This window comes from Nitrincola alkalilacustris, assembly GCF_008973755.1.
In the GTDB taxonomy this organism is placed as follows: Bacteria; Pseudomonadota; Gammaproteobacteria; order Pseudomonadales; family Balneatricaceae; genus Nitrincola; species Nitrincola alkalilacustris.
Genome location: NZ_WBOM01000012.1, coordinates 43,942 through 58,330 on the forward strand (window position 1 = coordinate 43,942; position 14,389 = coordinate 58,330).

Genomic DNA, 14,389 nt, shown 5'->3' on the forward strand with positions numbered 1-14,389 from the left:
GATGAGTCAGCCAGTTGCGTTCTTTGATGTAGATCACACGCTGATTGAGATACAGAGTATGCTAAGTTTTCTGGAGTACTATTACCGGGTTTCGGCAAGAGAAGCGCGTTATCAACAGGCGTTGACTCATCTGCAAGCCATCAAGGAAGCCGGGGCATCCAGAGAGGTGCTCAATCTGGATTTCTACGCATTGCTTGAAGGTGAGAGCTGGTCGGATGTTCATCTTGTCGGACAATGCTGGTTTACACAGTGCCGGATAAGTGATCACTTGATACCCGAAACACTCGCTTGCCTGCAACAACATCGCCAGGAGGGGGCCCTGATTGTGCTGGTGTCAGGCTCATTTACTCCCTGCCTCGATCCTTTGGTGGCGATGATTCGGCCAGACGCTGTGCTTTGCACTGAGTTGGCGTGCCTTAGTGGTCGTCTGACCGGAAGGGTTGAGCAGCAGGTGATCGGCCAGGGAAAAGTGACGGCTATTACCGAATGGATGGCAGGCAGGGGTATCGACCTGCAAAAGTCTCATGCCTATGGTGACGATATCAGCGATGTGCCCATGCTGGAACTGGTCGGGTATCCGGTAGTCGTCGGTCATAATCCGGAACTCCGTGAGCTGGCTCGACACAAGGGGTGGCGCACTCTTCACAATACCCGTGGTTGATGCTCTGCCCACTCCCGGATAAAGGATTTGAACAGCGACATCAGTCGCGTCATGGCCAGTTTCTTATGATAGATCAGGCTGATATCCATTGCTGGAGAGGCGTAATGCGGGTAGATCTGCAGCAGTTTTCCTTGATCCAGAAGAGGTTGTATATAGATGCGTGGCAGGATGGATGCTCCCAGCCCCGCCAGCGTCATTGAGACGATAGCGCTGAGATGATTGGTGCTGTGGCTGCTGACTACCTGTTGCACGCGTATGTTGGCATCCGGGAAAAACTTCTTTGCGATCATAGACAGATTGACGAAGGTGGGGACGATCAGCTGCCTGTTTTCAAACAGTGACTCATAGGAATCGGTCAGGGGATGCTGATCCAGATAATCAGGCGTGGCACAGAAGATATGCTGAGTGGCAAACAGCGGTACTCTGATCAACTGCGAGTCCTCCAATACTCCCGAGCGGAAGCAGAAGTCGATATCCGAAGCGATCAGATCCTGCAATTCGTTGGAGACATTGAGCTCGAAGCGGACATCGGGGTACAGATTGCCAAATGACTTGATTGCATTCAGGAGCAGAGGGGTGACCAGCATCTCCGGCAGGGCAATTCTGATCCTGCCAGCTGTAATCTGGTTCTCTTCCCGGATCAGGATCTCATTCTCGGTAACAGCGTCGAGTATGCTTTTGCAGCGCAGGTAAAAGCGCTCTCCCAGTGGCGTGATCGACAGGTTGTGTGTGCTGCGATCCACCAGTTGCACACTCAGTTCATCCTCCAGCTTCGACAGTTTTTTGCTGATGGATGAGGCGGAAAGATTGAGCTGTCTTCCCGCCTTGGTAATGCTTCGGGTTTCATAAATACTGATGAACGCCTGATATTCCTGAAACTTGGGCATGTCCTTGCCTCTTCCGGTTTGTCAGTTCTTTGTTAAGCCTCTGTCGTTACCTGCCCAAACAGATCAAAATACTCTGGAAAAGTCTTGCTGGTGCAACCCGGGTCATTGATGGTGATAGGTACATCACCGAAGGCAGCGAGTGAAAAACACATCGCCATGCGATGATCATCATAGGTATCTATGGCGGCACTCTGCAGTTGTGTCGGTGGGGTGACTTCGATGTAGTCCTCGCCCTCAACTACCGTGGCACCCACTTTGCGTAACTCGGTCGCCATGGCGCTCAAACGGTCGGTTTCCTTGACTCGCCAGTTGTAGATATTACGGATGGCGGTGGGGCCTTCGGCAAACAGGGCGGTGGTGGCGATCGTCATGGCAGCATCCGGGATATGGTTAAGATCCAGATCCACGCCTTTTAAACTATCGCCACGGGTCACTTCGATCCAGGTCGGGCCATAGGTCACCTGCGCACCCATCTTGCCCAGCACTTCGGCAAACGCCTTGTCACCCTGAACACTGTCGGCACCCACACCATAGACACGTACCGTGCCGCCGGCAATCGCCGCCGCCGCCAGGAAGTAGGAGGCCGATGAGGCATCACCCTCCACCATCACCTCGCCCGGCGAGCGGTACTGTTGCTGGCCTTTGACTACAAAACGCTGATATTGCTGGTTATCCACCTCGACACCGAACAGGCGCATCGCATGCAGGGTGATATCGATATAGGGTTTGGATACCAGCTCACCCTCAACCTCCAGTATCAGATCATCCTGTGCCAGAGGTGCAGCCATCAGCAGTGCGGTCAGAAACTGGCTGGAAATATTGCCGCGTACACTGACCTTGCCACCTTGAAGGCCATTAGCCTTGATGCGAAGAGGAGGGAAACCTTCATCTTTCAGATAGGTGATATCGGCACCGAGGGGCCTGAGTGAATCAACCAGATCACGAATCGGTCTTTCATACATGCGTGGCTCACCGGTCAGGGTGAACTCGCCTTCGCCCAGACACAGCGCAGCACACAGTGGGCGCATTGCCGTGCCGGCATTGCCGAGGAACAGCTCAAGTGCCTTAGTGGATGACAGAGCCTTACCCGCTCCATGTACTACACAGCTGCGACGATCTGCCGCCAGTTCATAGTGGATGCCCAGACTGGACAGTGCGTTCAACATATGGCGAATATCATCACTGTCGAGCAGATTGGTGATGCGGGTTTCGCCCTGTGCCAGCGCAGCCAACAGCAGGATACGGTTGGAGAGGCTTTTGGAGCCGGGAAGCTGAACTTCCCCATTAGCGTGTACAAGCGGTTTCAGTGTCAGGCTGTCCATTGAGCGGTCTTTTCTTTGGTGGATGCGATTGGAAGGGCATAAACTACCTTGATTCCATGCTGGCGTCGAGTCTGAGATCATAAAACCTGCTGCAGTGACAGGCATCTGATCGATCCGATTCAGCGTATGTGATTCCATGTTGGTCAGTCATGCTTTGTAATCAGGGAGTCTTGAGTGAAAAAGAGGGAAGAAACGAGTTTTACCTGGCAATACATCTGGCAGGTGGCTCTTGAACATCGGCGACAGTTGGTGCAGGCAAATGTGATTGCCTTTCTGGCGGCGCTGGCTTCTGTTCCCTTGCCGTTGCTGATGCCGCTGTTGGTTGATGAGGTACTGCTGGATCAACCCGGATGGATAGTGGGCAGTATCGACCGGTTCTTTCCCGAGAGCTGGCACGGGCCGGTACTCTATGTATTTGCCGTACTTGCGCTCACGGTAGTGCTGCGCTTGATTTCGCTGGTGCTGACTGTGCTGCAGGCCAGACAGTTCACGATCATCTCCAAGGATGTGATCTACCGCATGCGAGAACGCCTGTTGCAGCGGCTGGGCCGAATATCCATGGCGGAGTACGAAACGCTTGGCAGTGGTAATGTCGCCTCTCATTTCGTCACGGATCTGGACACCATTGATCGTTTTGTCGGCAGCTCGATCAGTCGTCTGTTGATCTCCTGTCTGATGATTGTCGGGGCCGCAGTTATCCTTTTATTGATGCATTGGCAACTGGCGCTGTTCATTCTGGTACTGAACCCAGTGGTGATTTTTTTCACCATGACCATGGGTAAATATGTTAAAGAGCTCAAGCGCAAAGAGAATAGCGCCTATGAACTGTTTCAGTCGGCTTTGACCGAAACGCTGGATGCGATCCAGCAGATCCGTGCCAGTAACCGTGAGCGGCACTACCTGAAACGACTTGTAGATCAGGCATCCGGTGTTCGCGATCACTCCAGCCGCTTCGAGTGGCAGTCGGATGCGGCCAACCGCTTCAGCTTCATGGTGTTTCTGGTCGGGTTCGATCTGTTTCGCTCACTGTCGATGCTGATGGTGGTGTTTTCGGATCTCAGTGTCGGTCAGATGATTGCGGTGTTCGGCTACCTCTGGTTCATGATGGGACCGGTGCAGGAAGTGTTGGGCATTCAGTACGCCTGGTTTGGCGCTAAAGCGGCATTGTTGCGAGTCAATCGTCTGATGGCGCTGAAGCTCGAACCCTCCTGGGACGCACTTATCGATCCCTTCCAAGGCAAGCGTACCGTGAGTGTCGAGTTGGATAATATCCACTTCAGTTACATAGAGGGGCAGGAGGTGCTGCGCGGCATCACCCTGAAGATAGATGCCGGTCAGAAGATCGCCTTGGTCGGGGCCAGCGGTGGTGGTAAATCAACCCTGGTACAGGTGTTGCTGGGGCTTTATCCAGCTTCACAAGGGGAGGTGCGGTTTGATGGCGTGCCGGTGAGTCAGATAGGTCTGCCGACGGTACGGGATAATGTCGCTACAGTGCTGCAGCAGCCGGCGCTGTTCAATGGCACGATTCGGGACAATCTGACAATGGGTGAGCAGATTGAGGATGAGGTTCTGTGGCAGGCGCTTGAGGTGGCACAGCTGAAAACTTTTATCACAGATGAGTTGTCCAATGGGCTTGATACCGTGGTCGGACGGCAGGGTATTCGATTATCAGGTGGTCAACGACAGCGCCTTGCGATAGCAAGGATGGTTCTGGCAGACCCGAAAGTGGTGATTCTGGACGAAGCCACTTCAGCTCTGGATACCGAAACAGAGTTTGCACTGCATCAGGCGCTCAACCGCTTTCTGGCAGGTCGCACGACGATTATCGTGGCGCACCGGCTGAGCGCTGTGAGGCAGGCTGATCATGTCTATGTGTTTGAGGATGGCCAGATCAGTGAGCAGGGTAGTCATTATGATCTGATTGAACAGAAAGGCCTGTATGCGCGTCTATATGGACAGCACCAGTAATTGAGAATGTTAATCTTTCATACAGGTAGCTGGCACTATCATGGCGCCAGTAGATACAAATATTGTAGCTGGAGTAATGGCTAATATCGTGACAAAGACAGGATTATTCTGTCATCAGGAGGTTATAAGGATGAAAAAATATGCAACGGCACTGGTTATAGTGCTCAGTGCAGGGGTACTGGCCGGTTGTGCTCAATCATCTCTGACAGGTACCAGTTACAGCCGGGGCGAGGCGCGCCAGACCCAGACGGTACGTTATGGCACAATTGAATCGGTCACGCCGGTTGTGATTGAAGGTCGCACAGATGGTATTGTCGGCGCCGGTACCGGTGCGGTCATCGGTGGTGTGGCCGGTAGTAATGTCGGTGGTGGTAGCGGCAAAACGCTTGCCACGGTCATTGGGGCAGTAGCAGGTGGTATTGCGGGTCAGCGAGTGGAGGAGGCGGTGTCACGTCGTCAGGGTCAGGAGCTGACCGTGCGTCTGGACACAGGGACAACCATATCGGTGGTGCAGGAACTGGATGATGGCATGATGTTCGGTGCTGGTCAGCGGGTTCGTGTACTAGGCAGTGGTACTACCACACGCGTCACTTATTGACAGATGCTAACAGCTTGTTGAGCTAGCGCTTAATGAGTGTAGGTAATATAAGAGTGTGCCCTTCCTGATTCAGGTAGGGCACAGTCAGTCAGATAAGCAGAATCACTTCTCTGGTGAATGGTAGTGCAGGTACAGATCCACCAGAACATCAGGAATCTGTTCCGCCATCTCTTCACTCAGGGCACGATCCTGGCGCACTTCGATGATTTCAGGATCATCAAACAGATCAGATGACACCATGATCGGCAGCAGCAGGCCGGCAATGGTCTCTTCGTCGTCACCAAACCACTCCTCTTCGCGCAGGAATACACCTTCCATGAAGGACTGCGCCCAGATAGTCAGCTCAGCAACGCCTTCCTCTTCATCAACATCCAGTGTCAGATCGCAAGGCAGCAGTATCTCTTCATCACTGTAGAGATCGGCCGCGATGGTGTGGTTCAGCTTGCGCAGCAGTGCCATTACTTCGGCTTTCTGTGCGTCTGATTCCCATTTGGGTTCGCTTTCGAACAGCAGGTCGACCCACTCCTGTTCAGGTATCTTGACGGGACTGATGTTGATCGCGCAAAGCAGACCATGTGCACCGATCAGATCCAGTGCATCTTCCGATACGGCAGATGAAAACAAAAAGGCTTCAAGCTGGTCGAGTTCGGCTTCTGTGATCAGCCCGGTGGTGTCAGCGCTCATTTTACAATATCCCATGATTCTTTGAGCCGCCATTCTACGCTTTACTGCGCACTTGTGCATCCTGTTTACGGCTCAAGTGGCCGGTTGCGTGCCCCTTTTGAGCGACGGCTGTGCTAAAATCCTGCCCAATTGCTCACTTTACAGACCCCTCAATGCAGTCGCGCCTGATTTTCATTACCAGGCTCGGGCATTCAACCCCGGCAGTGCAGAGGTCTTGGATAGTTTCCCGCATGACAGATAAAGCTAAACAGGTACTGGCCGAAGTCTTCGGCTTTGATCAGTTCCGTCCACCTCAGGATGAGGTGGTTCAGACGGTACTTGATGGACAGGATGTGCTGGTCGTGATGCCGACCGGTGGTGGTAAATCGCTCTGCTACCAGTTACCGGCGCTGGTACGCGAAGGCACGGGTATCGTGATATCACCGTTGATCGCGCTGATGCAGGATCAGGTGACGGCCCTGTCACAGCTCGGTATAAAAGCCGGTTGTCTGAACTCCTCTCAGACACAGGAACAGTTGCAGTGGACCGAGCAGAACCTGCTTTCGGGTGAGCTGGATCTGCTCTATATCGCCCCCGAACGGCTGATGCAGCCGCGCACACTGGGTTTGCTCAAGCGAGCCAGAATCGCGCTGTTTGCTATTGATGAAGCTCACTGTGTGTCGCAGTGGGGGCATGATTTCCGCCCTGAATATCTGCAGCTGAACTGCCTGCGCGAGATGTTCCCTCAAGTGCCTCGTATTGCACTGACTGCCACAGCAGATGCCCGTACCCGTCAGGAGATCATTGATCGCCTGGACCTGACCGACGCCCGACGCTTTATTCAGGGCTTTGATCGCCCCAATATCCGTTATCGCATCGGGCTCAAGGAGCGCGCGCGCGATCAGTTGCTGCGCTTTATCCGCAGTGAGTATGAGCAGGAGGCGGGTATTGTCTACTGCATGTCGCGCAAACGTGTCGAGGAAACTGCCGCCTGGCTGTGTGAGCGGGGGCTGACCGCTCTGCCTTATCATGCCGGCCTCTCATCTGAATTGCGTGCACACAATCAGCACCGTTTTCTGACAGAAGAGTCGGTGATCATGGTGGCGACCATCGCATTCGGGATGGGGATCGACAAACCCAATGTGCGCTTTGTTGCCCATCTGGACTTGCCGCGTTCGATCGAAGCCTATTATCAGGAAACCGGCCGCGCCGGGCGTGACGGCCAATCGGCCACGGCCTGGATGGTCTATGGGTTGCAGGACGTTCTGCTGTTGCGCCAGATGCTGGAAAATTCTCAGGCTGAGGATATCTTCAAGCAGGTTGAGCGGCAGAAGCTGGAAGCGATGCTCGGGTTGTGCGAGATCACCAGTTGTCGTCGTCAGGCGCTGCTGACCTATTTCGGTGAGGCGGATCATCCCCCTTGTGGCAACTGTGATACCTGTCTGGACCCTGTGCCGGTCTGGGATGGCACCGAAGCGGCGCGCAAAGCACTCTCAGCTGTGTTTCGCAGCGGCCAGCGCTTTGGTGTCAATCACGTGGTCGATATCCTGCTGGGACAGAAAACCGACAAGATCCAATCCTGGGGGCACGACAAACTGTCCACCTGGGGGATCGGCAAGGAGCTGGACCGCAATCAGTGGCGCTCGGTTTTCCGGCAACTGGTGGCGCGCGGCTATCTGAATGTGGATGCCGATGGGCATGGTGTGCTGCATCTGAACGATGCCTGCCGTGATCTGCTGCGCGGAGAGGAGACGCTGGAGCTGCGCCGTGACCTCAAGCCTGCTGCTGCCAAATCATCGGCCGTGCGCAAGGAACGACCCTCTGCCGTGGCGCGGAATCTGGACCTGGCGGAACAGCAGCTCTGGGAAGATCTGCGCACTCTGCGTAAAACACTCGCACAGGAGCAGGATGTACCGCCTTATGTGATCTTCCATGATGCGACGCTGATGGAGATGGTGATCTACCGCCCACAGAACGAGGTGCAACTGCGGCGTCTCAGTGGAGTAGGTGAGCGCAAGCTGGAGCTCTACGGTGAGCCCTTCCTGGAGTTGATCGCGGAACATATCGATGCCAACCACGCCTGGGTAGAACCTGCTTGATGGACGCAGTTTGATGGGAAATGCCTGATGGAGACTGCACTCTGGGCACTGTTTGCCAGCGCATTTATCTCCGCCACGCTACTGCCGGGCGGTTCCGAAGCGCTGCTGGCCTGGTACGTACATCAGGGTGAGCATCCCGTTGGCTGGATGATCGCCAGCGCGACACTCGGTAATGTGCTGGGCAGCCTGGTGACCTTCGGCATGGGCGTGATGCTGCGCCGTTACTACCCACTGAAGGTGTTGGATAAGCCCGAACACCAACGCGCCCACCGCTGGATCGAGCGCTACGGTGCCGTAGCGCTGCTGATGGCCTGGCTGCCGATTGTCGGCGATCCACTGTGTTTTGTTGCCGGCTGGGTCGGGGTGCGTTTTGCACCCAGTGTGATCGCCATTTTTATCGGTAAGCTGCTGCGGTATTTGATAGTGGCTGGGATTTTTTTGTAGGGCGGTGTCGGTGTATTTCTGGGAGCTGTTCATCTAGCCGTGCGCATAGATCATTAAGTTGCACTCAATGGGTAAGTGAACAGCATGATGTGGCTAAGGTTCAGAAACCAGTGGACGAGCACAGCCCAGACAACTCTCCCGCTCCAGTAGTAGACCAGTCCATAAAGTACACCCGTCAAGGTGGCAACACCTACATAAGCCCACCCACCAGCCAGGTGTGCGAGGCCGAATAGCAGTGCTGCTGCGGCTAGTGCCAGTAACGGCGTTAAGCGCTGTTGCAGTTGGCGCTGTAATAAGCCACGGAACAGAAGCTCTTCGGTAATGCAGGTGTTCAGCAGGTTGCCAGCCGCGAATATCCAGAATAAGGGAGTCCAGACTGGCTGCCAGTTTATAAGCCCTAGGTTGACAGCCAAGGTCAGGGCTGCTGCTATGCCCAGCGTTATGATCAAGGGCATCAACCAGAGGGGCTTTAGAGGCCGGGGTGAGGTGCTTTGCCGAAACATGGGGATGAAGTTGAGCAAAGACCAGGCGACCAGTACTTTGTCGTGATTGAAATAGAGGTTGGTTGCAGCACTACCGGGTTTAAGTACCACTTGCTCAGCAACCAATAAGCCTTCGTAACCGGGCATGGCATGGACGACCAGCGCCGTACTGGCCAGAAACCATAGCGCATAACGTATCCAGCGTAAGACTGTGGGTACAGTCTGCTCCAGCATCCAGGCCGTTAGAGCAATATAGGCTATAGCGCCGGCAAAAAACATCCAACTGGAGTATCCGATGACTGCAGCAGTCAGCAGTATGAAAGCGGCGCCTCCATAGCGCAGTTGAGCGTGTTTGCTGAGGCCAAGGAGGATCAGTGCGGTTGAGTAGAGCAATCCGAAGTAGAGCATAAGTCCCTGATTACGTAATGCAGAATGTGGCTATGCTGGGGGCTGTAAGTCTTTTTTGACGTGCTGCTGCGGGGAAGTTACTCTGACTGCTGTCTTTTCCATTCGTCAGTAAGCAACCCTGCGAAGCCCCAATCTTCTTCTTCAATTTCCTGTATCACGACGTGTGTATGCTCAGGCTTTTTGCCTAAAACGCGTACAAGTGAATCAGTAACGTCTTTAACCAGGGCCGCCTTTTGTTGTTTTGAAGCGCCTTTCGTTATTTGAATATTTACGTATGGCATACTAACTCCGGAATTAATTCAGGTTGGCGAGCATGATCATAATGCCGGCCACAGGTGCTGGCAATTTGTTGTGAGTCTGAAGGCTAAAGATGTGTAAACGTCCAGTTTCCGCTATAATCTTACCCCTTTGAACTCCTATCGGCCGGACCAGATGAACGCGCACATTCAGGACATCGCAAACAGCTCGGATCAGCACTCACAAGAGAGTCTTGATCAAAGCTCTGACAGCAACAGCCCAGACAAGAAGCAGAAGACCCGTCTCAATAAGCTGCAAAAGCGGCTGCGTCGTGAGATGGGGCAGGCGATCGAAGCCTTCAATATGATTGAAGATGGCGATCGTGTGATGGTGTGCCTGTCTGGGGGGAAAGACTCCTACGCGATGCTGGATATTCTGATGAATCTGCAGAAGAGCGCGCCGATCCATTTTGAGCTGATAGCCGTAAATCTGGATCAGAAACAGCCCGGTTTTCCGGAGCATGTGTTGCCAGCTTATCTGGAAACGTTGGGTGTACCTTTCCATATTGTGGAGCGTGATACCTACTCCGTGGTCAAGGAGCTTGTGCCGGAAGGTAAGACCACCTGTGCACTCTGTTCGCGTCTGCGCCGGGGTACTCTGTATGGCTTTGCCGAGGAGATAGGGGCCAACAAGATTGCGCTGGGGCATCATCGTGACGATATTCTGGAGACCTTTTTCCTGAATATGTTCTATGGTGGCAAGCTGAAGTCGATGCCGCCGAAGCTGGTATCGGATGATGGCCGTAACATGGTGATCAGGCCGCTGGCCTATTCACGTGAGAAGGATATCGCCGCCTATGCCGAGTTGCGCGAATTTCCGATCATTCCCTGCAACCTGTGTGGCTCGCAGGATAATCTGCAGCGTCAGGTGATCAAGGAGATGCTGCAGTCCTGGGATAAGCAACATCCCGGGCGTATCGAAACCATGTTTCGTTCGCTGTGCAATGTTGTACCTTCGCATCTGGCGGATCCCGAGCTGTTCGACTTCAAAGGGCTGCAGCGCGGTTATGCGCACGGTATTGTACCGGGTGCTGAGTCTGCGCAGGTTGCTGAAGTCGCAGGTGTTCAGATGCAGGACCGTATTGATATTCTGTCGCTCTGATAAACTGTTTCAGACGGCACTCGGAGCTACGGGTGTGGTCCAAATGGCAGTGTACATTCAGTATTGTCAGCTGCCGATGAGTGTAAAGATGAGTTGTGAGGAGTAATGATGAGCTTAACCCGTCGTAGTCTGATCCAATCTCTGGCCGTCACGGCCGGGCTGTTCAGCCTGGCTATGGTGATGCCGCGCACGGTGCTGGCCTGGGCCGAGAGTGCTTTTCGTGCGACGGCCGAGCCAGATGCGATGCAGGCGCTGTTCGGTGATCTGCCGATCGAAGAGTCGGATCAGGTAACGATCAGAATGGCGGATATTGCAGAGAATGGCGCCGTGGTACCTGTAACGCTGATCTCCACCTTGTCGGGTACTGAATCCATCTCGTTGTTTGTCGAGAACAATCCCTTACCGCTGGTGGCTCAGTTCATGATCATGGACGGGACAGAGGCGGATATCTCTACTCGGATACGCATGGAGGAGACTTCTAAGGTGACGGCAGTGGTCAAGGTTGGTGACAAGCTTTACAGCAACAGCCGTGTGGTTTCGGTCACCGTGGGTGGATGCGGTGTGTAACTGGCAGCTGGCTGGCGAGGAGAGGTTGCGATGAGTATTTTTCGGGTACGAGCACAAAGCCGGGGCGGCAAAACGAATGTCCGCCTGCTGGCAGATCATCAGATGGAGTCAGGCCTGCGGGTGGATGAGCAGGGTAATTCGATACCGGCCAATTATCTGCAGGAGATCACGGTCACTCACCAAGGCAAGAAGGTGTTTCATGTCAATATGGGGCCGGCACTGACGCACAATCCCTATCTGGCGTTCAGTTTCAATGGTGGCGCAAGGGGTGACGAGCTGGAAATCAGTTGGAAGTCCAACACCGGTAATGCCGCTACCGAGAGTGCCAAAATCGAGTAAATCAGCGTTTTTAACGTCAGGATGCATCATGAAACCGCACTATACTGTCTTGCCCGTGTTGCTGTTGTCTGTATTGCTGCTGGGTTGTCAGGATGCCAATGTACAGCCATCTGCACCCGCCGCCGCACCTTCTGCTGGCGCATCCGATATACCCGAGCTGCATGAACTGAATCAGGATAATATGCCTGAGCCGATATCCCGTCTTGAAACCGCCGATGGCTCATCCGGGATGTCTGGTTTCGGTGATCAGTCGATGCAGCCATCATCTGCACCACCATCTATCAGCTCACAGCTGGATCAACTGACCGGTCGTCTGACGCTGTTACAGGAGCAGGTGATACAGATACGCTCAGGTACTCAGCAGTTGATGGAGCAAAATCAGATACTCCTGTCGCGTCTGCAGATGCTCACGGAAAGTCGTGCGTTGGCGCAATCGTCGGGTGGAGCAGGGATGGATGAGGATATGGCGGAGCAACTGGTGCAGGATATCGACGCTGCGATCAGCCAGTTGATGCAGGTGGCAAATATGCAGTCGCCCGAGGCTATGGTGTCTGGACCTTATCGCATTGTGAGCGCCTATACCCGCAGCGGTGACTGGATTGTATTGCGCTATCATACCGAAAGCGGCGAGAGCTGGCTGGCCGAACGGGGTGGATGGATACCACTGAAGGAAAGCAGCAGCCCGCGAAGCTCTTCATTTGAGATATCGGTGCAGCGTGCTGATCAGGATCAAAAAGGCTATGTGGCAACCCGAATAGACCGTCGCAGCGGCAGAAGCTGGTGGCTGAACGGCGATACCTGGCAGGCATTCGATCTCTGATGCAACACGATTACCATGAGCTGATCGAACTGTTCAATCAGCAGTTTCTGATACCTTTCAATACAGTGCTGGTGGCTGGTGATGACGAGCCGATCTATCTGCCTGCCGATGACTCGTCGCCGCACAACCGAGTGATCTTTGCGCATGGATTCTATTCCAGTGCACTGCATGAGATCGCTCATTGGTGTGTCGCGGGGGCAGAGCGGCGCAAGCAGGTGGATTTTGGCTACTGGTATAAGCCGGATGGCCGGACTGAGCTGGAGCAGGAGGAGTTTGAACGTGTGGAGGTTCGGCCTCAGGCGTTCGAATGGCTGCTGGCAGAGGCAGCCGGACATCGGTTCCACTTCAGCGCGGATAATCTCAGCAGCGGACTCGGTGCCAGCGATACTTTCAAGCAGAAGGTGCGGGACACGGTGCTGGAACTGCTGGAAAAGGGTTTTCCGCCACGTGTTGGTCAACTGGTTGAGGCACTTCAACGCCATTATCAAACACCTCCTTTGACGCCCGAAAGGTTCAGTATCTGATGTCGGGTCTATCCCCGCGTGCCGCTTATGAACTGGTACTGCAGCAGGGACGGTTTTTCTCAGATGCGGCGCAGGATCACGCTGTTGATCAGCTTGAAGCGTTATATCAGCAGATACGAAGCGGGCGTGCTCAGGCCGGAGGCGTTTATCTCTGGGGCCCGGTCGGCCGTGGTAAAACCTGGCTGATGGATCACTTTCATGCCAGCTTGAGTGTTCCGGCACGGCGACAACACTTTCATCACTTCATGCGTTGGGTACATCAGCGCCTGTTTCAACTCAGCGGCACAGCCGACCCCATCCGTAAACTGGCAGCCGATCTGGCAGGTGAAACGCAAGTACTGTGTCTGGACGAGTTTTTTGTCAGCGATATCGGCGATGCGATGCTGCTGGGGCGTCTGGTACAACATCTGTTTGAACACAGGATACTGCTGGTGATGACCTCGAATCAGCCACCTGAAGGGCTGTATGCTGATGGCTTTCATCATGACAGATTTCTGCCGGCCGTGAGAGCGATTAAGCAGCATATGCAGGTGGTTAATCTGGATGGCGGACAGGATCACCGCTTGCATCCCGGTGTGGCACATCAGCGTTATTGGGTCAGGACGGCAGGTGACGGGCAGCCATTGGGTGTTGTGTTTGAGCAACTGTGCCGGGGGCAGGCTTTTGTTAATGAGCAGGAGAGAGAGTCGATCTGTGAGCCTGTCGAACTGGGGCATCGGCAGATTCAGGTGGTAAAGCGCTGCGCAGATCTGGTCTGGTTCCGCTATGCCGACCTCTGTGAGCAACCTCTGGCGGCGATGGATTTTATCCATCTCTGTGATCAGTTCGGCACGATCCTGTTAAGCGAAGTACCATGCCTCAGTGCCGAACAGCACGCATCCCGGATTGCGCGAGGCACCGAAGATGCTGCTGAGCAGGTCGAGACGGGTGATCGCGAGCTGCCCCGCCTGTCACGTCAGGATGATGGTGTGCGTCGTTTCATCGCATTGGTGGATGAGTGCTATGACCGACAGGTGCCGCTGTATCTGGAGGCCGCAGTACCACTGGATCAGCTTTATCCGCATGGCCATCTGGCCTTTCCCTTTCGTCGGACACTGAGCCGACTTACTGAGATGCAGCTGGCACGCTTTGGGCAAGTCTGATTCAGGTGTGAGTCCAGGAATGTGCTGCTGTGTGTTAAAGCACAAGCTCAGCAAGTTTCAGCCAGGC

The 14,389-nt window shown here is 54.3% G+C and carries 16 protein-coding genes; 11 read left to right on the top strand and 5 right to left on the bottom strand.

Annotation, left to right across the window (positions count from 1 at the left end; genetic code table 11):
- The first annotated feature begins 1 nt into the window (after window position 1).
- A complete protein-coding gene (locus tag F7R27_RS17400; protein ID WP_151705541.1) occupies window positions 2–661 on the top strand; it encodes an HAD family hydrolase in 660 nt (219 codons plus the stop codon).
- Here F7R27_RS17400 and F7R27_RS17405 read toward each other — a convergent pair.
- Together F7R27_RS17405 and aroA are read right to left on the bottom strand one after the other, a co-directional pair.
- The gene (locus F7R27_RS17405; RefSeq protein ID WP_151705542.1) at window positions 643–1,548 is read right to left on the bottom strand and encodes a LysR family transcriptional regulator; all 906 of its coding nucleotides are present in this window, start codon (window positions 1,546–1,548) and stop codon (window positions 643–645) included. The genes F7R27_RS17400 and F7R27_RS17405 overlap by 19 nt on opposite strands.
- A 32-nt stretch (window positions 1,549–1,580) precedes the next feature.
- Window positions 1,581–2,870 (bottom strand): 3-phosphoshikimate 1-carboxyvinyltransferase, encoded by a 1,290-nt coding sequence (aroA, locus tag F7R27_RS17410; protein WP_151705543.1) that lies wholly within the window; start codon window positions 2,868–2,870, stop codon window positions 1,581–1,583.
- 174 nt (window positions 2,871–3,044) lie between these two features.
- On the opposite strand from aroA, the gene F7R27_RS17415 reads away from it, so the two are divergent.
- Both F7R27_RS17415 and F7R27_RS17420 read left to right on the top strand, forming a co-directional pair.
- Window positions 3,045–4,838: an ABC transporter ATP-binding protein gene (locus tag F7R27_RS17415; RefSeq protein ID WP_151705544.1), complete on the top strand. Its 1,794-nt coding sequence runs from the start codon at window positions 3,045–3,047 to the stop codon at window positions 4,836–4,838.
- A gap of 130 nt (window positions 4,839–4,968) precedes the next feature.
- Window positions 4,969–5,436: an outer membrane lipoprotein gene (locus tag F7R27_RS17420; RefSeq protein WP_151705545.1), complete on the top strand. Its 468-nt coding sequence runs from the start codon at window positions 4,969–4,971 to the stop codon at window positions 5,434–5,436.
- Between the two features lie 102 nt (window positions 5,437–5,538).
- On the opposite strand, the gene F7R27_RS17425 is transcribed toward F7R27_RS17420, so the two are convergent.
- The gene (locus F7R27_RS17425; protein WP_151705546.1) at window positions 5,539–6,120 is read right to left on the bottom strand and encodes a YecA/YgfB family protein; all 582 of its coding nucleotides are present in this window, start codon (window positions 6,118–6,120) and stop codon (window positions 5,539–5,541) included.
- Between the two features lie 230 nt (window positions 6,121–6,350).
- Between F7R27_RS17425 and recQ the strand changes: the two genes are divergently transcribed.
- Together recQ and F7R27_RS17435 are read left to right on the top strand one after the other, a co-directional pair.
- Window positions 6,351–8,198: a DNA helicase RecQ gene (gene recQ, locus F7R27_RS17430; RefSeq protein ID WP_151705547.1), complete on the top strand. Its 1,848-nt coding sequence runs from the start codon at window positions 6,351–6,353 to the stop codon at window positions 8,196–8,198.
- A 27-nt stretch (window positions 8,199–8,225) separates the two neighbouring features.
- A complete protein-coding gene (locus F7R27_RS17435) occupies window positions 8,226–8,642 on the top strand; it encodes a YqaA family protein (RefSeq protein ID WP_151705548.1) in 417 nt (138 codons plus the stop codon).
- Window positions 8,643–8,695: 53 nt separating this feature from the next.
- Here F7R27_RS17435 and F7R27_RS17440 read toward each other — a convergent pair whose 3' ends face one another.
- Both F7R27_RS17440 and F7R27_RS17445 read right to left on the bottom strand, forming a co-directional pair.
- A complete protein-coding gene (locus F7R27_RS17440; protein WP_151705549.1) occupies window positions 8,696–9,532 on the bottom strand; it encodes a CPBP family intramembrane glutamic endopeptidase in 837 nt (278 codons plus the stop codon).
- Window positions 9,533–9,609: 77 nt separating this feature from the next.
- Window positions 9,610–9,813 carry a tautomerase family protein gene (locus F7R27_RS17445; protein WP_151705550.1) on the bottom strand — a complete coding sequence of 68 codons (204 nt, stop codon included), beginning with the start codon at window positions 9,811–9,813 and terminating at the stop codon, window positions 9,610–9,612.
- Window positions 9,814–9,964: 151 nt separating this feature from the next.
- On the opposite strand from F7R27_RS17445, the gene ttcA reads away from it, so the two are divergent.
- The 6 genes from ttcA (at window position 9,965) to zapE (ending at window position 14,322) form a co-directional block, all read left to right on the top strand.
- Window positions 9,965–10,930, top strand: coding sequence for a tRNA 2-thiocytidine(32) synthetase TtcA (gene ttcA, locus F7R27_RS17450; protein ID WP_151705551.1), 966 nt, complete (start codon window positions 9,965–9,967; stop codon window positions 10,928–10,930).
- Window positions 10,931–11,038: 108 nt separating this feature from the next.
- A complete protein-coding gene (gene soxY / locus F7R27_RS17455) occupies window positions 11,039–11,497 on the top strand; it encodes a thiosulfate oxidation carrier protein SoxY (RefSeq protein ID WP_151705552.1) in 459 nt (152 codons plus the stop codon).
- Between the two features lie 30 nt (window positions 11,498–11,527).
- Window positions 11,528–11,836, top strand: a complete 309-nt coding sequence (gene soxZ / locus F7R27_RS17460; RefSeq protein ID WP_151705553.1) for a thiosulfate oxidation carrier complex protein SoxZ — start codon at window positions 11,528–11,530, stop codon at window positions 11,834–11,836.
- A gap of 28 nt (window positions 11,837–11,864) precedes the next feature.
- Window positions 11,865–12,656, top strand: coding sequence for a hypothetical protein (locus F7R27_RS17465; RefSeq protein WP_151705554.1), 792 nt, complete (start codon window positions 11,865–11,867; stop codon window positions 12,654–12,656).
- Window positions 12,656–13,180, top strand: a complete 525-nt coding sequence (locus tag F7R27_RS17470; protein WP_151705555.1) for an elongation factor P hydroxylase — start codon at window positions 12,656–12,658, stop codon at window positions 13,178–13,180. The genes F7R27_RS17465 and F7R27_RS17470 overlap by 1 nt, the downstream gene beginning before the upstream one ends.
- Window positions 13,180–14,322: a cell division protein ZapE gene (zapE, locus tag F7R27_RS17475; RefSeq protein WP_151705556.1), complete on the top strand. Its 1,143-nt coding sequence runs from the start codon at window positions 13,180–13,182 to the stop codon at window positions 14,320–14,322. Before F7R27_RS17470 ends, zapE begins: the two co-directional genes overlap by 1 nt.
- Window positions 14,323–14,389: the final 67 nt, after the last annotated feature.